Below are 23,545 nucleotides of genomic sequence, written 5' to 3'. Positions count from 1 at the left end.
ATCTGATTCGAGGTGATCCGATGCCCCCTACCACCGCGAAACCTAAAATTGCGATCAGCGCCTGCCTGATGGGTGCCGAAGTGCGCTTTAACGGTGGGCACAAGGAATCGCGGTTGTGCAGTCGCACCCTTACTGAATATTTCGATTTCGTCCCGGTCTGCCCTGAAGTGGCCATCGGCCTGGGCATTCCTCGCGAACCGATTCGTCTGGTCGGCAACCCCGATCATCCGCACGCCATTGGCTCCGTCCACGCCGACATCGACGTCACCCAGTCACTGGCTGCGTACGGGCAAAAGATGGCTGCAGAACTGGACGATATCTGCGGCTACATTTTCATGCAGAAGTCACCGTCCTGCGGCCTCGAAAGGGTCAAGGTCTATCACACCAACGGTGCGCCAGTGGACGGGGGCGGACGCGGCATCTACGCCCAGGCGTTCTGCGAGCAGCATCCGGATTTGCCGGTAGAAGAAGACGGCCGGCTCAACGACCCTGTCCTGCGGGAAAACTTCCTCACTCGGGTATTCGCCTACAGCGCGTGGCAGCAGGTGTTGCAGGAAGGCTTGACCCGCCATGGCCTGACGCAATTTCACGCGCGCTACAAATACCTGTTGATGGCGCACAGCCCGTTGCATTACAAGACTCTGGGCAACTTGCTGGGCAACATGGGGCACACCGACCCCCAGGAGCTCGGCCCGCGATATTTCAGCGAGTTGATGGCGGCATTGAAAACCTGCGCGACCCGGCGCACTCACACGAATGTCCTTCAACACATCAGCGGATATCTGAAACAAGCGATCAGCGCCGAGGACAAACAGGAGATGCAGCATGTGATCGGTCAGTATCGCCAAGGCATCGTGCCGCTGGTGGTCCCGCTGACTTTGCTCAAACACCACTTTCGGCTACATCCCGATCCGTACATCGCGCAACAGGTTTACCTGCAACCGCACCCGGAAAACCTCAGCCTGCGAAATGCGATTTGATGAAAACCCCACTCGATACCAGCGCTGCCGAAGACCTCGGCGCGGATTTCAGCAAAGCCCTTGAAGAAGGCTGGCTGCCCATCCGCGAAGTGTCGCGCCAGACCGGTGTCAACGCCGTCACGTTGCGCGCCTGGGAACGCCGTTACGGCTTGATCGTGCCGCAACGTACACCCAAGGGCCATCGGCTGTTCAGCGCCGAACACGTGCAGCGCATTCTGACCATTCTCACCTGGCTCAATCGCGGGGTCGCTGTCAGCCAGGTCAAACAACTGCTCGACACCCCACAGGCGTTCACTGGAGCGGTGGAGAATGATTGGCAGCTATTGCGCCAGACACTGCTGCAAGCCATCACACAACTGAACGAACGCCTGTTGGACGATACCGTCAATCAGGCCATGGCACTGTATCCGCCACGAACCCTGTGCCAACAATTGCTGATGCCATTGCTCAACGACCTCGAGCAACGTTGGCAAGGCCAGTTCGGTGCGCAAATGGAGCGGGGATTTTTTTATTCCTGGCTGCGCAGCAAATTCGGTGCGCGTATCTACCACAACAACCGTCAGTTACGCACTGCGCCGTTTCTTCTGATCAATCAATCGGATGTGCCCCTCGAGCCGCATTTGTGGCTCACCGCATGGCTGATCAGCAGCGCTGATTGCCCGGTAGAGGTATTTGACTGGCCGCTGCCCGCCGGCGAGCTCGCACTGGCAGTCGATCACCTCAAAGCCCGAGGTGTCCTGCTGTACTCCAGCAAGGCGCTAAACGTTGTGCATCTGACGAAACTATTCAATGGCGTCAGTTGCCCAAAAGTGATTGCCGGGCCCACGGTGTGCATCCACCACGCCGAGCTGTCCGCACAAACGTGCAAGACAGCTGCTGTGTATCTCGCCCAAGATCCGCTATCAGCGCATCAAGTGCTCGTCGAGCGCGGGTTGATCTGATGACGCTTTTTCAATGAATTCTGCGGACTTCTCCATGCAATTGATCTGGCTGCGCAGCGACTTGCGCCTGAACGACAACACAGCCCTCTCTGCCGCTGCGGCTCGCGGGCCGTGCGTGGCGGTGTTCCTGTTGAGCCCGCAGCAATGGCAAGAACACGACGACGCGCCATGCAAAGTGGATTTCTGGTTGCGCAACCTCGCCGAGTTGAGCCCGATGCTCGGCGAACTGAATATTCCTTTGCTGATCCGCCAGGCGCCGCGCTGGGAGCAGGCGCCCGCCGTCCTGCTGGAGCTGTGTCAGCAACTGAAGATCGAGGCCGTACACGTCAACGAAGAATACGGCATCAATGAATCCCGCCGTGATGCGGCAGTGGCCGAGGCGTTGAACGCCGGCGATGTGCAATTCTTCAGCTATCTGGATCAACTGTTGTTTAAACCGGGCAGTGTGCTGACCAAAACCGGCACTTACTTTCAGGTCTTCAGTCAGTTCCGCAAGGCCTGTTATGAACGCCTGCACCGATCACTGCCGTATCTGGTGGCCGCGCCCGACACTCAGGCGCCGCTGAATATTCGCAGCGACGAGGTCCCTGCGCGGATCGAAGGCTTCGACACCCCGAGTGATCACCTGCAGGCTCTCTGGCCAGCAGGCGAATCCGAGGCGCGTCGACGCCTCGACACCTTCACTGACGCGCAGATCGACTACTACAAAAACGAACGGGATTTCCCCGCCAAACCCGGCACCAGCCAGTTGTCGGCGTACCTTGCGGCCGGGGTGGTTTCGCCCCGCCAATGCCTGCATGCGGCGTTGCAAAGTAATCAGGGCGAGTTTGAAAGCGGCAAGGTCGGCGCGGTCACCTGGATCAATGAACTGCTTTGGCGGGAGTTTTACAAACATATTCTGGTGGGCTACCCGAGGGTGTCCCGTCACCGCGCATTCCGCCCGGAAACCGAAGCGCTGACCTGGCGCGACGCCCCGGATGACCTGCTTGCCTGGCAGGAAGCGCGCACTGGCCTGCCAATCATCGACGCCGCCATGCGCCAGTTGCTCGATACCGGGTGGATGCACAATCGCTTGCGCATGGTCGTGGCAATGTTTCTGACCAAGAACCTGCTGATCGACTGGCGTGAAGGTGAGCGGTTTTTCATGCGCCACTTGATTGATGGCGACTTGGCGGCGAATAACGGCGGCTGGCAATGGAGTTCATCCACCGGCACTGATTCGTCCCCATACTTCCGTATTTTCAACCCGCTCAGCCAATCGGAAAAATTTGATAGCGAAGGCGTGTTCATCAAACAGTGGCTACCGGAACTGGCCGCACTGAATAAAAAGGACGTGCACAACCCGGGAAATCTCGGAGGTCTGTTTGGCGTGGCAGATTACCCTTCGCCGATCGTCAACCTCAGTACATCCCGTGCGCGGGCGTTGGCGGCGTTCAGGGACCTGCCTTCGCGACAGCCTGCCGGAGGGGAGCGCGATTGAGGGCAGACGTTTTTTGCACGACCCGGCTGCCAATCACTGCAGCGAAAGGAGCGGTTTGCGTATGAACAGGAGCGCAGGATGAGTCTGACACCCCCACGTCGTTATTGGTTGACCGGCGCAGGCAACGGCATTGGTGCCGCACTGGCCGAGGAAATTCTCAAGACAGGCGTTAGTCTGGCCGTCAGCTCGCGCTTGGTGGCGCCACTGAAAACCTTGTCTCAACGGTATCCCAGGCAGGTTCTGATGTTGGCCGGCGATTTGACGAGTGCTCAGACGGTGCGAGAAATTGGCGAGCAGATCGCTCGCGAATGGGGCTCGCTGGATTCAGTGATCCTCAATGCAGGCACCTGCGAATACGTCGACGTCCAGCAGTTTGACGCTACCATTGTCGAGCATGTCGTGCGCACCAATCTGCTCGCCTGCAGCTATTGCATTGAAGCTGCATTGCCATTGTTGCGGGCAGGTACCGCGCCTCATCTGGTAGGGATTGCCAGTCCCGTGACCTCCCTGCCGCTGCCACGCGCCGAAACGCACGGCAGGGCCAAACCCGGCTTGCAGCATCTGTTTGAGTCGATGCGCATAGAACTGGCGCCAAGCGAAATAGAGGTTACCTTCGTCAGTCCGGGGTCGTTTCCAACGCCCGCAACAACAGCCGACGATTCGCCGTTATCCCTCCGGTGGCCCGCCGGGAAAGCCGCGCGGCATATCTTCGCCGAACTCAAGCATCGGCCATTGAACATAGCCTTCCCTGCTTTGTTTATGGCGGCGCTGTGGCCTCTGGAAAAAATCACCAACCGACCGCAACTGGCGATTGGCAAACGCATAGTGCGCAAACACCCACCGATCCTTGATCGACTGTAAGCTCGCTGAGCTGAACGCCCGTCAGGCCTTCACCCTGCGCTCGGCCGTTTGCCTTACACTGCGCCCCATGAAAACCATTGCCCATACGCAAATCGTCGAGTCCGCGGTCACGTGCTCGACCTGCGCAGCCTGCTGTTGTCAGCTCGAAGTCATGCTGATCACGGACACCGGTGTGCCCGAACGATTCATCGATACCGATGATTGGGGTGGGGAAGTAATGTTGCGTCTGGACGACGGCTGGTGCGCCGCACTGGATCGCGACAGCATGATGTGCACGATCTACGAGAAGCGTCCGCTGATTTGCAGAGAGTTCGAAATGGGCGCGCCTGAATGCCTCGAAGAGCGCCAGGGCATTACCACGGCGTATCGCTGAAAAACGACCTCTATAAAAATGTGGGAGTTAACCTGCTCGCGATGGGTGCCTGCCATTTAACAACTATGTTGAATGTACAAGCGCCATCGCGGGCGAGCCTTGCTCCTACAGATCGTAGATATCTTACAGCGGCATTGTGTAGTGCAACGCGTAGCTCTCTACGCCATCGTTGTCACTGCTCAGACCGGCGTTGGAATAGTGCGTCGCACGGATCCCGACTTCATGTCCGCCTTTCAAACGCAAGCCGAAACCGATGCGGTCTTCAAACTGGAAAGAGCTGCCAATGTTGTTGTCTTCGTATTCGGTGTTGGAGAAGAACGCCACACCAATACCGGCTTCTACATACGGCTTGACGTTTTCACCGGCAAATTCGTAAACGAACACTGGCGAGAACGACAGGCTGTTGTTGCTGGAGGTCTTGTCGCCTTCCCAATAGGTGTAGGCGCCGCTCCAGTAACCGGTCACGCGACCGACGTCACTTTGCAGCCAGCTCTTGTCCCAATCGAACTGCATACCCAGTCGATAGGTCATGGTCGAATCGCTGGTTGCGCCAACCCCAAATTCCACACCTGCCGCCTGTGCGGTGTAAGTGTGCCCCAACATCGCGGCCGCAATCGCGGCCAAGCAGAATAGTCGCTTCACTTGAAACATCCTTTTCCGAACTGAATTCGTATGGTTTTTTTGGTCAATCAACAGACTAGCTATAGAAATCGGCGCTTAAGTAGAAGTTCAGCCCGTTTAGATGTTATTTCACATTTTTTTACAATTCAAAGCTTCTCACACTGCCTTTTGAATTCCAAAGCATCGCAAGGACATGCTGAAAGTGCTCAGGATCGGCGCTGGTCCAGAACTGCGCGGCGCGGGCGGGGCCTTCCGCCAACAGTTCGCGCGCAGTCAGCAAGCGTTTAAGTTGACGTGCCACTGCGGCGCCGGTATCGATCAGGCTGATGTCATCCGCAAGCATATGCCTGAGCATAGGCCTTAGAAACGGATAATGTGTGCAGCCGAGAATAATCGTGTCACATCCGGCGGCCAACAGCGGCTGGACATAGCGTTCCAGCAGCTGACGCAGGACCGGGCTGTGCAGGTCGCCGTTTTCAATCAGCTCAACCAGGCCCGGACAGGGCTGGGTGATAACTCGCACATCGGTCGCAAAACGGTCGAGCAATGCCGCAAATTTGGCGCTCTGCAACGTGCCGGTCGTGGCCAGCACTCCGACCACGCCGCTGCGGGTCGCGGCGGCAGCAGGCTTGACCGCCGGCTCCATGCCGACAATGGGCCAGTCGGGATAATCGCGGCGCAAATCGGCGACGCCCGCCACCGTCGCAGTGTTGCAGGCCAGCACCAGCGCCTTCGCACCCTGCTGACGAAAAAAACCGGCCATGACGCTGCAACGCTGACGGATGAATTCCGGAGTTTTCTCGCCGTAGGGGACGTTGCCGCAATCGGCGACGTACAACAAAGATTCCTGCGGCAGCAAGTGCTGGATTTCACCAAGCACCGACAAGCCTCCGACCCCGGAGTCGAACACGCCGATGGGCGCTTCACGCATGCGTCGGCCCACAGACGCTGCAACCCGGATCACGCTTGACTCGCAGCTCACGGAAACGCGAGCCCAAGGCGTCGATCAACAACAGCCGCCCCACCAGCGGTTCGCCAAAACCAGCCAAAAGCTTCAACGCTTCCAGCGCCTGGAGGCTGCCGACAAGACCCACGAGAGGCCCCACAACGCCGGCTTCACTGCACGTCAATTCGGCTTCGCTGCCGTGCCCGTATAAACAGTGGTAGCAGGGACTTTCCGGCCGACGCGGGTCAAACACCGACAGTTGACCTTCGAGGCGGATCGCCGCGCCGCTGACCAAAGGTTTGCTGCCGGCAACGCACGCGGCGTTGACGGCTTCGCGAGTGGAGAAATTATCGGAGCAGTCCAGCACCAGATCGACTGCAGCCACGGCGGCGGCGAGAGAATCATCGTCCAGCGCAGCACGATGGGCGACCAGACTGATTTCGGGATTGATGGCGCTCAGCCGGCGAATCGCCGAATCGACTTTGCTTACGCCAACGCTGTCGGTGTCATGGATGATCTGGCGTTGCAGGTTTGTCAGATCGACCGTATCGAAGTCGGCCAGATGCAGCTCACCGACGCCAGCGGCGGCGAGGTAAAGCGCCACAGGCGAGCCAAGACCGCCGAGGCCGACGATCAACACGCGGCTGCCCTTCAGTCGAAGTTGACCTTCGATGTCGACGTGCTGCAGGAGGATCTGCCGACTGTAGCGCAACAATTCCTGATCATTCAGCACGGCAGGCGTCCCAGACTGATGCGTTGGTGGCCGCCCAGGTCGGTGCGGCTGTGGACTTCTTCGAAACTTTGGGTCAGCAGTAAATCGCGCACGGCTTCGGCTTGATCGTAGCCGTGTTCGAGCATCAACCAGCCGCCCGCCTCAAGGTATTGCGGCGCCTGCGCGACGATCAGACGCAAATCGTCGAGCCCGTCGACGCCAGCCACCAACGCACTCTCAGGCTCAAAGCGCACATCACCCTCTGCCAGATGCGGATCGGACGAAGCGATATAAGGCGGGTTGCTGATGATCAGGTTGAAGCGCTGACCTGCAAGCGCGCTGAACCAATGGCTGCTGAGCACCGTGGCATTTTTCAGGTGCAGTCGCTCGCGGTTGCGCTCGGCCAGGGCCACGGCTTCGAGCACGCGATCAACTGCCGTGACCTTCCAGGTCGGGCGTTCGCTGGCGAGGGCCAATGCGATGGCGCCGCTGCCGGTGCCCAGATCCAACACCTTGGCAGGTGTCGCCGGGATCAGTTCCAGCGCCGCTTCGACCAGCAATTCGGTGTCCGGGCGCGGGATGAGCGTGTGCGGCGCGACTTCCAGATCGAGTTTCCAGAAACCCTGCTGGCCCAGAATATACGCCACGGGCTCACCGCCTCGACGGCGCTGCAAATAACTGGCGAACGTTAACGCGGCGTCGCTCGGGACAATGCGCTCCGGCCAGGTGTGCAGAAAACTGCGTGATTTGCCCAGCGCCGCGGCGAGCAGTAATTCGGCATCCAGACGCGCCGTCGGCGAATCGGGCAAATCGGCCGCGCGCAGCAAACTGGCAATGATGGTCATTCTATCGCTGCCAATTGGTCAGCCTGGTATTCGGCCAGTAACGGCTCAATGACCGCATCGACGCCGCCGGCGAGAATTTCATCGAGGGAGTACAACGTCAGGTTAACGCGGTGATCAGTGACCCGGCCCTGAGCGAAGTTATAGGTGCGGATGCGTTCAGAGCGATCACCCGAGCCCACCAGCAACTTGCGTTCGCTGGCGATGGCATTGGCGGCAGCGCTGGTCTGCTGATCGTTAAGCTTGGCCGACAGCCATGCCATCGCCCGGGCACGGTTCTTGTGCTGCGAACGTTCTTCCTGACACTCGACAACGATGCCGGACGGAATGTGCGTGATGCGGATCGCCGAGTCGGTCTTGTTGACGTGCTGGCCGCCGGCGCCCGAGGATTTGTAGGTGTCCACGCGGATATCCGCCGGGTTGATCTCGATCGCTTCCTGCTCATCCGGCTCGGGCAATACGGCCACGGTGCAGGCCGACGTGTGAATCCGCCCTTGGGATTCCGTTGCCGGAACCCGTTGCACACGGTGCGCGCCGGACTCGAATTTCAGTTTGCCATACACATTCTCGCCTTCAACCCGGGCGATGACTTCTTTATAGCCGCCATGCTCGCCGATGTTCTCCGAGAGAATCTCAACGCGCCAGCCGCGACGCTCGGCGTACCGCGAATACATGCGAAACAGGTCGCCGGAGAAAATCGCCGCCTCGTCACCACCGGTGCCGGCGCGGATTTCCAGAAAGACATTACGCCCGTCGTTCGGATCCTTGGGCAGCAGCAGCCGTTGCAGGCTCGCCTCGATTTCGACCAGTTGCTCCTTGGCTTCGCGAACTTCTTCCACGGCCATTTCGCGCATGTCCGGGTCGCTGTCCTTGAGCAGTGCCTGCGCTCCTTCGAGGTCGCTTTGCACCTTGAGCAACTGTTTATAGGTATTCACCACCGGCTCGACTTCGGCATATTCCTTGGAATAGGCGCGGAATTTGGTCTGATCGGAAATGACTTCGCCGTCGCCAAGCAACGCGGTCAGTTCCTCGAAACGATCCTGGAGGATGTCCAGCTTATTGAGCAGTGACGCTTTCATTGCGGTTTCTTATCCGAAAAGCTATCCGATGAGCCCTCACCGAGGGCAAAGAGTTCCTGGGCCATGGCCAGTGCGTCGAGGCGACCTTCGGCAGAAAGTTTTTTCAACTGCACGCTCGGGGCATGCAGGAGTTTGTTGGTAAGCCCGCGCGCCAATTGCACCAGCACGTCTTCGGCGCTGCTGCCGTTGGCCAGCATGCGCTGGGCTTTCTGCAATTCTTCATCACGCAGCCGCTCGCTCTGTTGGCGATACGCCTTGAGCACATCCACAGCCGCCAATTCGCGCAGGCGCACCATAAAATCTTCAGCGCCGACCGAGACCATTTCTTCAGCGGCCTGGGCTGCACCCTGCCGACTCTTGAGGTTTTCGGCGACCACTTCGTGGAGATCGTCGACGCTGTAGAGGTAAACATCGTCCAGCTCGCCGACTTCCGGTTCGATGTCCCGAGGGACGGCGATATCCACCATGAAGATCGGCTTGTGTTTGCGCAGTTTCAACGCACTTTCTACGGCGCCTTTACCGAGAATCGGCAACTGACTGGCGGTGGAGCTGATGACGATGTCGCTGCGCACCAGTTCGGCCGGAATGTCCGAGAGCAGTACGGCATGAGCACCGAACTGCTCGGCCAGAATACTCGCGCGTTCCAGCGTGCGGTTAGCGACGACGATGCGTTTCACACCCAGCTCATGCAAATGGCGGGCGACCAGGGTGATAGTCTCGCCAGCACCGATCAACAGAGCCTGACTGCGTTGCAAATCACTGAAAATCTGTTTCGCCAGGCTCACCGCCGCAAACGCAACGGACACCGGGTTCTCGCCAATGGCGGTGTCGGTGCGCACTTGTTTGGCGGCATTGAACGTCGCCTGAAACAACCGCCCCAGCAGCGGACCGATAGTGCCGGCCTCGCGAGCCACGGCATAGGCCGACTTCATCTGGCCGAGAATCTGCGGCTCGCCCAACACCAGCGAATCGAGCCCGGAGGCGACTCGCATCATGTGACGAACTGCCGCATCATCTTCGTGCACATAGGCACTCGCGCGCAGGTCCTCGAGGCTCAAATGATGATAATCGGCCAGCCAGCGCAACACGATGTCAGCCGAAAGGTGATCCTGTTCTATATAGAGTTCACTGCGATTGCAGGTGGAGAGGATCGCAGCTTCGCGGCTGTCGGTGAGTCGGCAGAGCTGCTGCAATGCCTCAACCAGCTGCTCAGGGGTAAAGGCCACGCGCTCGCGGACGTCTACTGAAGCAGTCTTGTGGTTGATACCGAGTGCAAGGAAGGCCATTCAAAGTCGCTGATGGTGACGTGAAGCCGGCAATTGTCCTACTTCGACAGATTGAGAACAACTACTCGATATCTATTGACCTGGTAGGCGACGCCCAGGTTTGCGAGCGGTTCTCGTTTACAACATAACCTGAGGTGCATACCGCCCTTGTGGGAGCCGGCTTGCTGGTGCTGGACTTGCATGTGACGTGTCCTCTCCAGAGTAACCGCGTCATCGTTCTCGACCATCGCGGCAAGCTGGCTGCTACAGGGTTGCGTGCGTTTTCAAGTCAGGTCGCCGACACCTGCCGGTGTGCAACGGTAAATTGGCCGGCCGGTTATGTTTGGCCCAACGCTTGTGTCATGATGATCCGACCGCAGGTTAGTCGTCCTCCTCCTATATGAATAGATCCTCCGCGTTGCTCCTCGCTTTTGTCTTCCTCAGCGGCTGCCAGGCCATGGCACCCGTTCCGTCGGACGGCACGCCGCCGGTCGAAGACAGCGTCAAAGCACCTGAAAAGCCCAAGGTCTACGGCTCCTTCAGCGAAGAAACCGTCTTCAGCCTGCTGAGCGCCGAACTCGCTGGCCAGCGCAATCGCTTCGACATTGCCCTGGACAACTATGTCACTCAGGCCATCAACACCCAGGATCCGGGCATTTCCGAACGGGCATTTCGCATCGCCGAGTACCTCGGCGCCGATCAGGCCGCGCTGGACACCGCGCTGATCTGGGCGAAAAACGCCCCGGACGACCTTGAGGCGCAACGGGCTGCAGCGGTGCAACTGGCGCGGGCCGGTCGCTACGACGACTCCATGATCTATATGGAGAAAGTCCTGCTGGGCAAAGGCGATACGCATTTCGACTTTCTTGCCCTGTCCGCCGCGGACACCGATCAGGAAACCCGCGACGGCCTGAGGAAAAGTTTTGACCGGTTGTTGCAGCGACACCCAAACAACAGTCAGCTGATTTTCGGCAAGGCTTTGCTTATGCAACAGGACGGAGACGCCAAAGGCGCACTGGCCCTGCTGGAAGACCATCCGCCGGAAGACGGCGAAGTCGCACCGATTCTGCTGCGTGCGCGCCTGCTGCAAGCGCTTGATCGTGGCGACGAGGCGCTGCCGCTTCTCAAGAAAAGCATCAAGAAGTACCCGGACGACAAGCGCCTGCGCCTGACCTATGCACGCACGCTGGTCGAGCAGAACCGCATGGACGACGCCAAAGTCGAGTTCTCCAGCCTGGTTCAGCAATATCCGGAGGACGACGATCTGCGTTACTCCCTGGCGTTGGTATGCCTGGAAGCCAAGGCCTGGGACGAGGCCAAGGGTTATCTGGAAGACCTGATCGCGCGGGAAAGCCACGTCGACTCGGCTCACCTGAACCTCGGCCGTATCGCTGAAGAGCGCAACGACCCTCAGGGCGCGCTGATCGAGTACGCCCAAGTGGGTACCGGCAACGATTACCTGCCGGCGCAACTGCGTCAGACCGATATCCTCATGAGCAACGGCAGCACGGCCGAAGCGCAGCGGCGTCTTGCCGCTGAGCGCGACGAGCAGCCCGATTATGCGATTCAGCTTTACCTGATCGAAGCCGAGACCCTGTCCGCCAACAAGCAGGGCGACAAGGCATGGTCGGTGCTCGCCAAGGCCTTGCAGAAGTATCCGGACGATCTGAATCTGCTGTACACCCGCGCCATGCAGGCCGAGAAACGCAATGATCTGGCGCAGATGGAGAAAGACCTGCGCCTGATCATCAAGCGCGACCCGGACAATGCAATGGCGCTGAACGCTCTCGGCTATACCTTGTCGGACCGTACGACACGTTATGCCGAAGCCAAGGCGCTGATCGAGCAGGCGCACCAGATCAGTCCGGAAGACCCGGCGGTACTCGACAGCCTCGGCTGGGTGAACTTCCGCCTTGGCAATCTCGACGAAGCCGAACGCTATCTGCGTCAGGCGCTGGAGCGCTTTCCCGACCAGGAAGTCGCCGCGCACCTTGGCGAAGTTCTGTGGGCCAACGGCAAACAAAGTGAAGCCCGGCAAATCTGGAGCAAGTTCCTCAAGGAACAACCCGATAGCCCAATCCTGCGCAGCACCATCAAGCGCCTGACCGGATCAGAGACTCTTTAAGATTATGTTTTTGCGCCACCTCATCGTTTTCAGCTTCATCGCCTTGCTCGCCGGTTGCGCGGGCTTCGGTGCCCGCGAGTCGGTTCAGGGTCAAGGCGATCCAGGTCAATGGCGTCAGCACAAACAACAGCTGACCGGCCTTGACGGCTGGCAGATCAACGGCAAGATCGGCATTCGCGCACCCAAAGACTCAGGCAGCGGCACCCTGTTCTGGCTGCAGCGGCAGGATTACTACGACATTCGCCTGTCCGGCCCGCTGGGACGCGGCGCGGCACGCTTGACCGGACGCCCCGGCAACGTCTCGCTGGAAGTGGCCAATCAGGGACGCTACGAAGCGCCAACGCCAGAGCAACTGCTCGAAGAACAGCTGGGCTGGAAGCTGCCGGTGTCTCATTTGGCCTGGTGGGTGCGCGGACTCCCCGCACCTGACAGCAAAAGCCGCCTGACCCTCGATGCCGATAGCCGCCTGGCGAGCCTGGATCAGGACGGTTGGCAGGTCGAATACCTGAGTTATGCCGAGCAAAACGGTTACTGGCTGCCCGAGCGAATCAAGCTGCATGGCACCGACCTTGACGTCACGCTGGTGATCAAGGAATGGCAACCTCGCAAGCTGGGGCAGTGAAGATGAGCGCTCCACGTCTGACACTGCCCTCCCCGGCCAAACTGAATCTGATGCTGCACATTCTTGGTCGCCGTGAAGACGGTTACCACGAGTTGCAGACGATTTTTCAGTTTCTCGATTACGGCGATGAAATTACTTACGCCGTGCGCGACGACGGCGTGATTCGTTTGCACACCGAATTTGCGGGCGTACCTCACGACAGCAATCTGATTGTTCGCGCGGCGAAAAAACTTCAGGAACAATCCGGTTGTTCGCTCGGCATCGACATCTGGATCGAAAAAATCCTGCCCATGGGCGGTGGAATAGGCGGCGGCAGTTCGAACGCCGCAACCACATTGCTAGGGCTGAATCATTTGTGGCAACTGGGCTGGGACGAAGATCGGCTAGCCGCTCTGGGCCTGACGCTTGGCGCCGACGTCCCGGTTTTCGTGCGCGGCCACGCCGCTTTTGCAGAGGGCATTGGCGAGAAACTCACCCCTGTAGACCCCGAAGAACCGTGGTATGTCGTGCTTGTCCCGCAAGTATCTGTAAGTACAGCAGAAATTTTTTCGGATCCGCTGTTGACACGTAACTCTCCTCCCATTAAAGTGCGCCCCGTTCCCAAGGGAAACAGTCGAAATGACTGCTTGCCGGTGGTAGCAAGGCGTTATCCAGATGTTCGTAACGCATTGAATTTGCTAGGTAATTTTACCGAAGCAAAACTCACCGGAACTGGAAGTTGTGTGTTTGGGGGCTTCCCAAGCAAAGCTGAAGCTGATAAAGTCTCGGCCCTTCTTACAGAGACCCTTACAGGGTTTGTAGCAAAAGGAAGCAACGTTTCGATGTTGCATCGCAAGCTGCAAAATCTGCTCTAAAGGAATCGAGTACTCGGTACTCGTTGCAACAGATACAGGGGCGTCGCCAAGCGGTAAGGCAGCAGGTTTTGATCCTGCCATGCGTTGGTTCGAATCCAGCCGCCCCTGCCATTTTCTATACTCATCCAGGTTACCCTCAGCCTCTAGGTACTGCGCGTGTCCAAGATGATGGTCTTTACGGGGAACGCTAACCCCGATCTGGCTCGGCGTGTTGTACGTCAGCTGCATATCCCTCTCGGTGACATCTCTGTCGGCAAGTTCTCCGACGGCGAAATTACTGCCGAGATCAATGAAAACGTCCGCGGTAAAGATGTCTTCATTATTCAGCCGACTTGCGCTCCGACCAACGATAACCTGATGGAACTGGTAGTGATGGCCGATGCCTTCCGCCGCTCCTCGGCTACTCGTATCACTGCTGTAATTCCTTACTTTGGTTATGCCCGTCAGGATCGCCGTCCGCGTTCCGCACGTGTGGCTATCAGCGCGAAAGTCGTCGCTGACATGCTTACCGTAGTCGGCATCGATCGTGTTCTCACGGTTGATCTGCATGCTGACCAGATTCAGGGCTTCTTCGATATCCCTGTAGATAACATCTACGGCTCCCCGGTTCTGGTGGACGACATTGAAGATCAGCGCTTCGAAAATCTGATGATCGTGTCCCCGGACATTGGCGGCGTCGTGCGTGCACGTGCTGTTGCCAAATCCCTGGGCGTTGATCTCGGGATCATCGACAAACGCCGTGAGAAAGCCAATCACTCTGAAGTGATGCATATCATCGGTGATGTTGAAGGGCGCACCTGTATTCTGGTCGATGACATGGTCGATACCGCCGGCACTCTGTGCCACGCGGCAAAGGCTTTGAAAGAGCATGGCGCAGCCAAGGTTTTCGCTTACTGCACGCACCCTGTGCTGTCGGGTCGGGCAATCGAAAACATTGAAAATTCCGTGCTGGACGAGCTGGTGGTGACCAACACCATTCCGCTGTCCGCTGCAGCACAAGCCTGTGCGCGTATCCGTCAACTGGATATCGCACCGGTAGTTGCCGAAGCGGTTCGCCGCATCAGCAATGAAGAATCGATCAGCGCGATGTTCCGTTAAGGGCCCTGCCCTTTCCATTACATCTCGTTGTCGAAAAGCGCCCCGCCCCGGCATTCCTGTCGGGGCGGGGCTTTTTTGCCCATATCGCCTTTAGCGCTGGTCGCAAACGCTGGGGCGAATGTGGTTATTTTGGAGATACAACATGAACGATTTTACCCTGAATGCTGAAGTGCGTTCCGACCTGGGGAAAGGTGCGAGCCGCCGCCTGCGTCGTCTCGCAAGCCTGGTTCCAGCTGTAGTTTACGGTGGCGACAAAGCCCCTGAATCCATCAGCATGCTGGCTAAAGAAGTTGCCAAACTGCTCGAAAACGACGCGGCTTACAGCCACATCATCGAGCTGAACGTTGGCGGCACCAAGCAAAACGTAATCATCAAAGCTCTGCAGCGTCACCCGGCCAAAGGCCACGTGATGCACGCCGACTTCGTACGCGTTGTAGCTGGCCAGAAACTGACCGCTATCGTGCCTGTACACTTTGTTGGTGAAGAAACTCCGATCAAGAAAGGCGGCGAAGTTTCGCACGTTACCTCCGAAATCGAAGTGACTTGCTTGCCGAAAGATCTGCCTGAGTTCATCGAAGTCGACGTGTCGAAACTCGAAATCGGCGACATCATTCACATGTCCGACATCAAAGCCCCTAAAGGCGTTGAGTTTGTTGCTCTGGCACACGGTGATGACAAGGCTGTTGCCAACGTCCACGCCCCACGTGTCGTTCCAACAGAAGATGCTCCTGAAGAAGGCGCTGCAGAGTAATTATTACTCTGTAATGCCGGAGTGAGCAGATAACATCGCGGACTGGTACGTAGCGAGAAAGCGGGCGAGAACGCGGAGTTTACATAATGGTAAATGAGCATTTGTCGTCCACTTTCGCCGCACACACTCATCGCGGCGATGTTATCCACCACTCCAAGGAAGGGCCCCTATCGTGACTGCCATCAAACTGATCGTTGGCCTGGGAAATCCAGGCACTGAATACGAACAGACCCGGCATAACGCAGGGGCCCTTTTTGTTGAGCGCATCGCGAGCGCACAAGGTGTGAACCTTGTGGCGGATCGCAAATATTTCGGCCTGACCGGACGCTATTCGCATCAGGGTCAGGATGTTCGTCTGCTGATCCCCACCACGTACATGAACCGTAGCGGCCAGGCCGTGGCGGCACTTGCAGGGTTTTTCCGCATTACGCCTGAAGAAATCCTCGTGGCACATGACGAACTCGACCTGCCGCCCGGTGTTGCCAAGCTCAAGCAAGGCGGCGGGCATGGTGGTCATAACGGGTTGCGCGACATCATTGCGCAACTGGGCAATCAGAATACCTTCTACCGCTTGCGGCTTGGCATTGGCCACCCGGGCGTAGCCAGTATGGTTTCAAATTTCGTCCTGGGTCGTGCGCCACGCGCCGAACAGGAAAAACTCGATGCCAGCATCGACTTTGCCCTCGGCGTGCTGCCGGATATCCTCGCCGGGGAATGGAACCGCGCGATGAAAAACCTGCACAGCCAGAAGGCCTGACTCTACTCCTCGGGGAAAACACCATGGGATTCAATTGCGGCATCGTCGGCCTGCCTAACGTCGGTAAGTCCACCCTGTTCAACGCCCTGACCAAATCCGGGATCGCGGCCGAGAACTTCCCCTTCTGCACCATCGAGCCGAACACCGGTATCGTGCCGATGCCAGACAGCCGTCTCGAAGCATTGGCAGCGATCGTCAATCCCAAGCGCATCCTGCCGACCACCATGGAGTTCGTCGACATCGCCGGCCTGGTTGCCGGCGCCTCGAAAGGTGAAGGTCTGGGCAACAAGTTCCTCGCCAACATTCGCGAAACCGATGCCATCGCGCACGTGGTCCGCTGCTTTGAAGACGAGAACGTGATTCACGTCTCCAACAGCGTCGACCCGAAACGCGACATCGAGATCATCGACCTCGAATTGATCTTCGCCGACCTCGACAGCTGCGAGAAACAACTGCAGAAAGTCACCCGCAACGCCAAAGGTGGTGACAAGGACGCCGTAGTCCAGAAAGCCATGCTCGAGCAACTGATCGCGCATTTCACCCTCGGCAAACCGGCGCGCACCTTGATGAAGGGTATGAACGCTGACGAAAAAGCGGTACTGCGTGGTTTCCACCTGCTGACCACCAAGCCAGTGATGTACATCGCTAACGTCGCTGAAGACGGTTTCGAGAACAACCCGCTGCTGGACGTGGTCAAGGCTATTGCCGAAGAAGAAGGCGCGATGGTGGTTCCGGTCTGCAACAAGATCGAGGCTGAAATCGCCGAGCTCGACGACGGCGAAGAAAAAGACATGTTCCTCGAAGCCCTGGGCCTCGAAGAGCCTGGCCTGAACCGCGTAATCCGTGCTGGTTACGAAATGCTGCACCTGCAGACTTACTTCACTGCCGGAGTCGAAGAAGTCCGCGCCTGGACCGTCCGCGTCGGTGCCACTGCACCACAAGCCGCTGGCGTGATCCACACCGACTTCGAAAAAGGCTTCATCCGCGCCGAAGTCATTGCCTACGACGACTTCATCCAGTACAAGGGCGAAGCAGGTGCTAAAGAAGCCGGCAAATGGCGCCTGGAAGGCAAGGAATACATCGTCAAAGACGGCGACGTGATGCACTTCCGTTTCAACGTCTGAGTTAATTCAGAACGGGAAACCCGCCCATGAAAAAGCCGCGTTTGATACGCGGCTTTTTTGTGCCTGCAATTTGGACAACCCCCTGTAGGAGCCGGCTTGCTGGCGATCCAGACACCGCGGTTATCCAGCCAGACCGCGTGATCGTTGATCGCCAGCAAGCCGACTCCTGCAGGGGCGGTTCAAGCCTTTTTGGTTCTTGGCAAAAAGATCGCCAACACACCCAATAGCGGCAAGAACGAACACAGGAAGTACACGTACTCAATCCCGTGAATATCCGCGAGGTGTCCAAGCAACGCCGCACCAATCCCGCCAAAACCGAACATCAATCCGAAAAACACGCCGGCGATCATGCCGACATTGCCCGGCACCAGTTCTTGCGCGTACACCACGATCGCCGAAAACGCCGAGGCGAGGATGAAGCCGATCACTACGCTGAGCACCGTCGTCCAGAACAGGTCGACGTGGGGCAGCAGCAAGGTGAATGGCGCGACGCCAAGGATCGAAAACCAGATCACTGCTTTACGCCCGATCTTGTCGCCGATCGGTCCGCCAAAGAAAGTCCCCGCCGCCACCGCGCCGAGGAACAGGAACAGATGCAGTTGCGAGCTCGCCACCGACAGGTCGAACTTCTCGATCAGGTAAAAGGTGAAGTAGCTGGTGAGACTCGACATGTAGAAGTACTTGGAGAACACCAGTAAACCAAGGACCACCAATGCACTGGTCACCCTGCCCTTCGACAGTCCGTGAGTCGCCGCCTGGCCTTGTTTCAATTTGAACAGATTGAGGTGATTAGCGTACCAGCGGCTGATTCGGTAGAGCACGAACAGCGCAAATACCGCGAACAGACCAAACCACGCCACGTGGCCTTGACCGAACGGAATGATGATTGCTGCCGCCAGCAGCGGCCCGAATGCCGAACCCGCATTGCCGCCGACCTGGAACGTCGATTGGGCAAAGCCGTAGCGTCCGCCAGATGCCAATCGAGCCACCCGCGAGGCTTCCGGGTGAAACGTCGAGGAGCCGATACCGATCAGCCCCGCCGCCAGCAAAATCATCGGGAAACTGCCGACCACCGACATCATCAAAATGCCGATCAACGTGCACACGGTCCCCGTCGGCAGCAGCCAGGGTTTGGGATGGCGATCCGTGTGGTAACCCACCCACGGCTGCAACAGCGACGCCGTCAGCTGAAAGGTCAGCGTGATCAAGCCAACCTGGGTAAAGGTCAGGCCATAGTTGGCCTTGAGCATGGGGTAAATCGACGGCAGCACGGACTGAATCAGGTCGTTGATCAAATGCGCCAGCGCTACCGCGCCGATGATGCGCATGACCAACGGGCTGCTTTGTGAAGTCGCGGACGCCGGCGCCGGGCCGGTCTGGGCGTTGCTGATAGCCATGTGAGTTTCCGTACTACAGTTGGGTGCAAACAGCGGGTGCGCCAATGTGCCATTTTTCGGTGCAGCAGCGCCATCCCCTTAGCGTGCTAACGACCTTTATTAAACGGTGATAGCGCAACGCCATGGTCTGAATCTTGCCTTGGTTATCCACTTGAACGTGGCGCTCTTACAAAGGGTGCCGAGAATGGGAAGTTTCGCTACAGAGTCAGCCTACAGAGCAGACAAAGGTGAACTTTCGAGGCTGTTAAACGGAGCACGAGTCCGGGTCGCAACGACCTCGACGCACGCAACAAGTGCGTGGTGCTCAAAGGAGTCATGGGGCATGCAGGCGTTTTTATCTCCGGGGATCAAGCTGCTGGGGCGTTTCGGCTTCGCACGCAAGTTTCAACTGTTGTTCCTGCTGTTCATTCTGCCGCTGGCGGGCAGCCTGTTGATGATCGGCCAGGATTATCGCGAAAAACTCAGCCTGATCTCTGGCGAGCGGGCCGGGGTCCGCCAGCTGCTCGCACTGGATGCACTGGACAACCTGCTCGCCGCGCAACGTGATCGCGCTGCTCGCTGGCGCGCCACTGAAACCAATCGTCAGCCGACTCCGGCAACACTGGCCGCGATGGCCGCGTTCGATGCGGTCCAGCCAGCTGTTGCGCAGGCCACCAGCAACCTCGGCGACACATTGCAAAACGAAGGCGCTGCGGCCGAAACGCTGACGCGTTATCAGGCCCTGCAAACCGCGCTCAACGGGCTCGATTCCAAAAGTCTGAGCAGCGTAGGCTGGTGGCCTGACGGCTACGATCGTTTCACCAGTGCCTTGAGCAGCTTGCAGGCGTTACGTGAGGAGATCGCCATGGACAATCGCCTGACCCTCGCGCCGTGGCTGGAAACCTATTTGCTGACGCAGATCTCCACACAGCACGCGCCAGACCTGATCGAGCGGGTCGGCCGTCTGGCCAGTGTCGGCCAGGCTTCGGTGGTCTCCGGACAATTCACCCTGCAAAGCCGTCTGCAATTACGCGATCTGCGCAGCCGCATCGGTGACGCCCGTGAGCAACTGGTCAAAACCGCCGGCGTGCTTGAGGCCCGTTTGCCCAGCGCATTACAGGCCTGGGCCGGGCAATATCACGACAGCCTCAAGCACCTCGATACCGAGCTGAAAGTGCTGGATGACGGCGTGTTCGGCGGCAGCATCAAACTCAAGCCGGACGAGTTCGAACACAGCCTCGATGCGTTGTTATCCGACCTCGCTGCGCTGCGCCAGCAATCGTTGGTCTCTCTTGATCAACGCCTGGATCATTACCACGGTTCGGCGGTTCGCCAGTTCATATTGGTGGCAACGGTATTGGGTTGCCTGCTGCTGGCCGCGTTGTACCTGTTCGTTTGTTTACAGGCCTCGATTCGGCGCAGCGCGAGCGGCATCACGCTGTTGGCCGAAGCCCTGCGCGACGGAAACCTGAGCTTGCAAGTGCCGGTGCAGGGACGCGATGAATTGGCTGCTATCAGCATCGCGCTCAACGTCGCAGTGGTGCAACTGCGCAACAGTTTGCTCGGGGTCGATCACGAAACGCTGCAGTTAAGCAACGCGGTACGTACGCTCAATCATCATTCCAGCGGGGCCTTGGGCGAGGTCGAAGCACAACAGTTGCAGATCAGTCAGATTGCCGCCGCCGCAACGCAATTGGCTGCCACCTCTCAAGGCGTCGCGCAGAGTTGCGAACAAGCCTCCGGCAGCGCTCAGAATACCCAGCGCATTGCCGCCGACAGCAGCCGCGACAGCCTGCGCACCACGGCCAGTATTCAGCAACTCAATCAGCGTCTGAACGAAACAGCGGCAGCACTGGGCCGGGTCAGTGAACAAGGACAGCAGATTCAACTGGTGGTCGATACCATTCGCGGCGTCGCCGAGCAGACCAACCTGTTGGCACTCAACGCGGCTATCGAAGCCGCCCGCGCCGGCGAGCAAGGCCGCGGCTTTGCCGTGGTGGCCGATGAAGTGCGTAGCCTGTCGCAACGCACCCAGTCTTCCACCGCGCAAATCGCCGGCACTGTCGACAGTTTGCGCAACACGGTGAATGAGGCGGTCAGCTTGATGGAAGCGGCCTGTGGTCAGGCGCAATCCGATGCCCAAGCTGTCACCGGCCTGGGTGAGCGGCTGGGGGAAATCGCCAGCGCCGTGCAGAGTGTCACCGACACCCTGGCGCAAATTGCCACGGCAGTAGACGAGCAGGCGACGACCGCCGATGAGGTCAGCGGCAATATTCAGCAGGTCGATCAGGCTGCAGTGCGCTTGCTCGAAGGCGCTCGGGCGGTGAACCTCGCGGCAGATACCCTTAGCCAGGGCAGTAAGGCATTGAGTGCGAATACAGGAAGATTTAAGCTCAGTTGAGCCATGCCTGAGTCATATTTCTACTTCAGAAGGATAAGCGGTTGAAAGTGTAGAGAAATATTTTTGATTTACGCTTGACGCATCCCTGATAGCGGTGAATAATGCGCGCCACTTGGCTACATAGCTCAGTTGGTTAGAGCATAGCATTCATAATGCTGGGGTCCGGGGTTCAAGTCCCTGTGTAGCCACCAAGTACTAAAAACGGCTTACCGAAAGGTAGGCCGTTTTTTTATGCCTCGAGAAAAGCGACCGCAGCCGACGGCCAAATACGTCTCCACTGAAGCCCGCTGTTTGCGTCACTCAGCATCCGCCGATAAAGTCCTCAGACCTTTCCCACGGATGGAGCGCCCCGCGTGTTCTCGATATCGCCTTTGAGCCGCCATCGCCGCTCAGCACTTTCGCTGATCGCAGCTGCATTGACCCTCGCCGCCTGCAGCGCTCCACCCTCCTCCACATTGCCGATGGCCCCGGAGATCGGTTCCGGTTACCGCGCCGATCTGCAAACCCGATACGCCTCGAAACACATGGCCGCAGCGGCAAACCCGCTGGCGGCAGAAGCCGGGCGGGAGATGTTGCGTGAAGGCGGGTCAGCGATTGATGCGGCCATTGCGATGCAAGCCGTGTTGACGCTGGTCGAGCCGCAGTCTTCCGGCATTGGTGGCGGTGCATTCATCGTGTTGTGGGATGGCCAGAATGTGCGCACGTATGACGGCCGGGAAACTGCGCCAGCCAAGGCAACCGAAAAACTGTTCCTGCAAGCGGACGGTAACCCGATGGGGTTCACTCAGGCGCAAATCGGCGGCCGCTCGGTGGGTACTCCGGGTGTATTGCGCGCGCTGGAGCTGGCCCATCAAAAACACGGACGCCTGCCGTGGGCGCGACTTTTCGAGTCGGCAATCCAGCTTGCCGAGCAGGGTTTCGCGATTTCGCCTCGCCTGCATCAGTTGATTAGCTCGGACAGATCCCTGCGCAGCTCACCGGAAATGGTCGCCTACTTCCTGAATGCCGACGGTAGCCCGAAAGCCGTCGGCACCCGTTTGAAAAACCCGGCGCTGGCCGCTGTGTTGAAACGCATCGCCAAAGAAGGTCCGGATGCGCTTTACAAAGGCGCGATTGCGCAGGAAATCGTCGCCAAGGTTCAGGGTCATGCCAATCCTGGCAGCCTGTCGCTGAGTGATCTGTCCGGTTACACCGCCAAGGAACGCCCGCCACTCTGTACTGACTACAAGCGCTGGCAGGTCTGCGGCATGCCACCGCCGTCGTCCGGCGGTATTGCCCTCGCACAAATTTTCGGCACCTTGCAGGCACTGCAACAGCGTGACCCGCGCTTCAACCTGGCGGCACTCGCGCCGGTCAAAAACGTCAAGCCTGCGGGTATCGAGCCGACTGCGCAAGCCGTGCACCTCATCTCCGAAGCCGAGCGTCTCGCCTACGCCGACCGCGCGCAATACCTCGCGGATGCGGACTTCGTACCGGTCCCGGTCAAAGGTCTGGTAGACCCAGGTTATCTGGCCAGCCGCGCCGCCCTGATCGGCGATCGCAGCATGGGCATGGCCAAACCTGGCACACCGCCAGGCATTCAGGTCGCCTACGCACCGGACCGCTCGCCGATGCGTATTTCAACTTCGCAAGTGGTGGCGGTCGATGACGCCGGCGGCGCAGTGTCGATGACTACCACGGTTGAATCGGCGTTCGGCTCGCACCTGATGGTTCAGGGCTTTCTGCTCAACAATCAGATGACCGACTTTTCGTTCATCCCCGAAGAGAACGGACAGAAAGTCGCCAACCGCGTCGAACCCGGCAAACGTCCGCGCTCATCCATGGCGCCGACCCTGATTTTTGACCGTCAGAGCGGCGAATTCCTCGTCACCCTTGGCTCGCCGGGTGGTTCGCAAATCATCGAATACGTGGCCAAGTCCGCCATCGGCCTGCTCGACTGGAACCTTGACCCACAAACCGCCATCAACCTGCCCAATTTCGGCAGCCGTAACGGCCCGACGGAACTTGAGCAGGGACAATTCAGCGCAGAGCTGATCGAGGGTTTGAAAGCCAAAGGCCACACAATCAGCGAAATCGACATGACCAGCGGCACGCAGGCGATTGTCCGGGTCAAGGACGCGCAGGGCAAAACATCGCTCGCGGGTGGTGCGGATCCGCGGCGGGAGGGTGAGGCGTTGGGGGATTAGATCCTACGCCGCGATGAAAAAGGGCTTACCAAGAGGTAAGCCTTTTTTACGAGTCAACAACGCTGATCGGTAGGCTTGCGCTGCCTTTTCCTACCCCCAAATGAGTTCGGACAACGTAGAGTTTCAGGATGAAATTCCTGCCGGCATGCCC

Annotated in this window: 21 protein-coding genes and 2 tRNA genes; 16 read left to right on the top strand and 7 right to left on the bottom strand. The window is 58.6% G+C overall.

What is annotated here, in order from left to right; genetic code table 11:
- Positions 1 to 20 precede the first annotated feature (20 nt).
- The 5 genes from ACYZTS_RS12080 to ACYZTS_RS12060 all read left to right on the top strand — a co-directional run bounded on the left by ACYZTS_RS12080 (position 21) and on the right by ACYZTS_RS12060 (position 4,635).
- The gene (locus ACYZTS_RS12080) at positions 21 to 980 is read left to right on the top strand and encodes a YbgA family protein (protein WP_461996093.1); all 960 of its coding nucleotides are present in this window, start codon (positions 21 to 23) and stop codon (positions 978 to 980) included.
- Positions 980 to 1,921, top strand: coding sequence for a MerR family transcriptional regulator (locus ACYZTS_RS12075; RefSeq protein ID WP_461996091.1), 942 nt, complete (start codon positions 980 to 982; stop codon positions 1,919 to 1,921). Before ACYZTS_RS12080 ends, ACYZTS_RS12075 begins: the two co-directional genes overlap by 1 nt.
- A gap of 34 nt (positions 1,922 to 1,955) precedes the next feature.
- Positions 1,956 to 3,401, top strand: a complete 1,446-nt coding sequence (gene phrB, locus ACYZTS_RS12070; protein ID WP_461996089.1) for a deoxyribodipyrimidine photo-lyase — start codon at positions 1,956 to 1,958, stop codon at positions 3,399 to 3,401.
- Between the two features lie 78 nt (positions 3,402 to 3,479).
- Positions 3,480 to 4,262: an SDR family NAD(P)-dependent oxidoreductase gene (locus ACYZTS_RS12065; protein ID WP_461996087.1), complete on the top strand. Its 783-nt coding sequence runs from the start codon at positions 3,480 to 3,482 to the stop codon at positions 4,260 to 4,262.
- A 67-nt stretch (positions 4,263 to 4,329) separates the two neighbouring features.
- Entirely contained in the window at positions 4,330 to 4,635 is a 306-nt protein-coding gene (locus tag ACYZTS_RS12060) for a YkgJ family cysteine cluster protein (RefSeq protein WP_028620495.1), read from the top strand.
- A gap of 123 nt (positions 4,636 to 4,758) precedes the next feature.
- Here the strand turns inward: ACYZTS_RS12060 and ACYZTS_RS12055 are convergent, their stop codons facing one another.
- The 6 genes from ACYZTS_RS12055 to hemA form a co-directional block, all read right to left on the bottom strand.
- Complete coding sequence (locus ACYZTS_RS12055) at positions 4,759 to 5,277, bottom strand: acyloxyacyl hydrolase (protein WP_028620494.1); 519 nt, start codon at positions 5,275 to 5,277, stop codon at positions 4,759 to 4,761.
- Positions 5,278 to 5,395: 118 nt separating this feature from the next.
- Positions 5,396 to 6,187: a glutamate racemase gene (murI, locus tag ACYZTS_RS12050; RefSeq protein ID WP_028620493.1), complete on the bottom strand. Its 792-nt coding sequence runs from the start codon at positions 6,185 to 6,187 to the stop codon at positions 5,396 to 5,398.
- Complete coding sequence (locus ACYZTS_RS12045) at positions 6,180 to 6,935, bottom strand: molybdopterin-synthase adenylyltransferase MoeB (RefSeq protein WP_028620492.1); 756 nt, start codon at positions 6,933 to 6,935, stop codon at positions 6,180 to 6,182. The genes murI and ACYZTS_RS12045 overlap by 8 nt, the downstream gene beginning before the upstream one ends.
- Positions 6,929 to 7,759 carry a peptide chain release factor N(5)-glutamine methyltransferase gene (prmC, locus tag ACYZTS_RS12040; protein ID WP_028620491.1) on the bottom strand — a complete coding sequence of 277 codons (831 nt, stop codon included), beginning with the start codon at positions 7,757 to 7,759 and terminating at the stop codon, positions 6,929 to 6,931. The genes ACYZTS_RS12045 and prmC overlap by 7 nt, the downstream gene beginning before the upstream one ends.
- On the bottom strand, positions 7,756 to 8,835 hold the full coding sequence (prfA, locus tag ACYZTS_RS12035) for a peptide chain release factor 1 (protein WP_028620490.1): 1,080 nt from the start codon (positions 8,833 to 8,835) through the stop codon (positions 7,756 to 7,758). Before prfA ends, prmC begins: the two co-directional genes overlap by 4 nt.
- A complete protein-coding gene (hemA, locus tag ACYZTS_RS12030) occupies positions 8,832 to 10,121 on the bottom strand; it encodes a glutamyl-tRNA reductase (RefSeq protein ID WP_461996083.1) in 1,290 nt (429 codons plus the stop codon). The genes prfA and hemA overlap by 4 nt, the downstream gene beginning before the upstream one ends.
- A gap of 379 nt (positions 10,122 to 10,500) precedes the next feature.
- Here hemA and ACYZTS_RS12025 point away from each other — a divergent pair, with 379 nt between their 5' ends.
- From ACYZTS_RS12025 to ychF, 8 genes are all read left to right on the top strand, one after another.
- Positions 10,501 to 12,225 carry a tetratricopeptide repeat protein gene (locus ACYZTS_RS12025; RefSeq protein WP_461996081.1) on the top strand — a complete coding sequence of 575 codons (1,725 nt, stop codon included), beginning with the start codon at positions 10,501 to 10,503 and terminating at the stop codon, positions 12,223 to 12,225.
- Between the two features lie 4 nt (positions 12,226 to 12,229).
- A complete protein-coding gene (lolB, locus tag ACYZTS_RS12020; protein WP_028620486.1) occupies positions 12,230 to 12,847 on the top strand; it encodes a lipoprotein insertase outer membrane protein LolB in 618 nt (205 codons plus the stop codon).
- Between the two features lie 2 nt (positions 12,848 to 12,849).
- Positions 12,850 to 13,701, top strand: a complete 852-nt coding sequence (ispE, locus tag ACYZTS_RS12015; protein WP_028620485.1) for a 4-(cytidine 5'-diphospho)-2-C-methyl-D-erythritol kinase — start codon at positions 12,850 to 12,852, stop codon at positions 13,699 to 13,701.
- A 36-nt stretch (positions 13,702 to 13,737) separates the two neighbouring features.
- Positions 13,738 to 13,812, top strand: a tRNA-Gln gene (locus tag ACYZTS_RS12010).
- A 45-nt stretch (positions 13,813 to 13,857) separates the two neighbouring features.
- The gene (locus ACYZTS_RS12005) at positions 13,858 to 14,799 is read left to right on the top strand and encodes a ribose-phosphate pyrophosphokinase (RefSeq protein ID WP_003171603.1); all 942 of its coding nucleotides are present in this window, start codon (positions 13,858 to 13,860) and stop codon (positions 14,797 to 14,799) included.
- A gap of 142 nt (positions 14,800 to 14,941) precedes the next feature.
- The gene (locus ACYZTS_RS12000) at positions 14,942 to 15,550 is read left to right on the top strand and encodes a 50S ribosomal protein L25/general stress protein Ctc (RefSeq protein WP_028620484.1); all 609 of its coding nucleotides are present in this window, start codon (positions 14,942 to 14,944) and stop codon (positions 15,548 to 15,550) included.
- Positions 15,551 to 15,722: 172 nt separating this feature from the next.
- Positions 15,723 to 16,307, top strand: coding sequence for an aminoacyl-tRNA hydrolase (gene pth / locus ACYZTS_RS11995; RefSeq protein WP_028620483.1), 585 nt, complete (start codon positions 15,723 to 15,725; stop codon positions 16,305 to 16,307).
- Between the two features lie 23 nt (positions 16,308 to 16,330).
- Positions 16,331 to 17,431 (top strand): redox-regulated ATPase YchF, encoded by a 1,101-nt coding sequence (gene ychF, locus ACYZTS_RS11990; protein WP_028620482.1) that lies wholly within the window; start codon positions 16,331 to 16,333, stop codon positions 17,429 to 17,431.
- A gap of 179 nt (positions 17,432 to 17,610) precedes the next feature.
- Here the strand turns inward: ychF and ACYZTS_RS11985 are convergent, their stop codons facing one another.
- Positions 17,611 to 18,828 (bottom strand): MFS transporter, encoded by a 1,218-nt coding sequence (locus ACYZTS_RS11985; RefSeq protein WP_461996079.1) that lies wholly within the window; start codon positions 18,826 to 18,828, stop codon positions 17,611 to 17,613.
- A gap of 322 nt (positions 18,829 to 19,150) precedes the next feature.
- Between ACYZTS_RS11985 and ACYZTS_RS11980 the strand changes: the two genes are divergently transcribed.
- From ACYZTS_RS11980 to ggt, 3 genes are all read left to right on the top strand, one after another.
- Positions 19,151 to 21,208 (top strand): methyl-accepting chemotaxis protein, encoded by a 2,058-nt coding sequence (locus ACYZTS_RS11980; RefSeq protein ID WP_461996078.1) that lies wholly within the window; start codon positions 19,151 to 19,153, stop codon positions 21,206 to 21,208.
- 114 nt (positions 21,209 to 21,322) lie between these two features.
- Positions 21,323 to 21,399 (top strand) — tRNA-Met (locus ACYZTS_RS11975).
- 162 nt (positions 21,400 to 21,561) lie between these two features.
- Positions 21,562 to 23,394, top strand: a complete 1,833-nt coding sequence (ggt, locus tag ACYZTS_RS11970) for a gamma-glutamyltransferase (RefSeq protein WP_461996076.1) — start codon at positions 21,562 to 21,564, stop codon at positions 23,392 to 23,394.
- Positions 23,395 to 23,545 lie beyond the last annotated feature (151 nt).

It is taken from the genome of Pseudomonas sp. TMB3-21 (genome assembly GCF_054898145.1).
This window is presented reverse-complemented; position numbering and strand designations above follow the sequence as displayed.

Excerpts from the sequence above, each read along its gene's own strand:
- hemA (WP_461996083.1), bottom strand. The coding sequence starts at position 10,121 with ATGGCCTTCCTTGCACTCGGTATCAACCACAAGACTGCTTCAGTAGAC.
- ACYZTS_RS11980 (WP_461996078.1), top strand. The coding sequence starts at position 19,151 with ATGCAGGCGTTTTTATCTCCGGGGATCAAGCTGCTGGGGCGTTTCGGC.
- ACYZTS_RS12000 (WP_028620484.1), top strand. The coding sequence starts at position 14,942 with ATGAACGATTTTACCCTGAATGCTGAAGTGCGTTCCGACCTGGGGAAA.
- ispE (WP_028620485.1), top strand. The coding sequence starts at position 12,850 with ATGAGCGCTCCACGTCTGACACTGCCCTCCCCGGCCAAACTGAATCTG.
- ACYZTS_RS12025 (WP_461996081.1), top strand. The coding sequence starts at position 10,501 with ATGAATAGATCCTCCGCGTTGCTCCTCGCTTTTGTCTTCCTCAGCGGC.
- lolB (WP_028620486.1), top strand. The coding sequence starts at position 12,230 with ATGTTTTTGCGCCACCTCATCGTTTTCAGCTTCATCGCCTTGCTCGCC.
- prmC (WP_028620491.1), bottom strand. The coding sequence starts at position 7,759 with ATGACCATCATTGCCAGTTTGCTGCGCGCGGCCGATTTGCCCGATTCG.
- ACYZTS_RS11985 (WP_461996079.1), bottom strand. The coding sequence starts at position 18,828 with ATGGCTATCAGCAACGCCCAGACCGGCCCGGCGCCGGCGTCCGCGACT.
- ACYZTS_RS12060 (WP_028620495.1), top strand. The coding sequence starts at position 4,330 with ATGAAAACCATTGCCCATACGCAAATCGTCGAGTCCGCGGTCACGTGC.
- ACYZTS_RS12075 (WP_461996091.1), top strand. The coding sequence starts at position 980 with ATGAAAACCCCACTCGATACCAGCGCTGCCGAAGACCTCGGCGCGGAT.
- prfA (WP_028620490.1), bottom strand. The coding sequence starts at position 8,835 with ATGAAAGCGTCACTGCTCAATAAGCTGGACATCCTCCAGGATCGTTTC.
- ACYZTS_RS12080 (WP_461996093.1), top strand. The coding sequence starts at position 21 with ATGCCCCCTACCACCGCGAAACCTAAAATTGCGATCAGCGCCTGCCTG.
- murI (WP_028620493.1), bottom strand. The coding sequence starts at position 6,187 with ATGCGTGAAGCGCCCATCGGCGTGTTCGACTCCGGGGTCGGAGGCTTG.
- ACYZTS_RS12065 (WP_461996087.1), top strand. The coding sequence starts at position 3,480 with ATGAGTCTGACACCCCCACGTCGTTATTGGTTGACCGGCGCAGGCAAC.
- phrB (WP_461996089.1), top strand. The coding sequence starts at position 1,956 with ATGCAATTGATCTGGCTGCGCAGCGACTTGCGCCTGAACGACAACACA.
- ychF (WP_028620482.1), top strand. The coding sequence starts at position 16,331 with ATGGGATTCAATTGCGGCATCGTCGGCCTGCCTAACGTCGGTAAGTCC.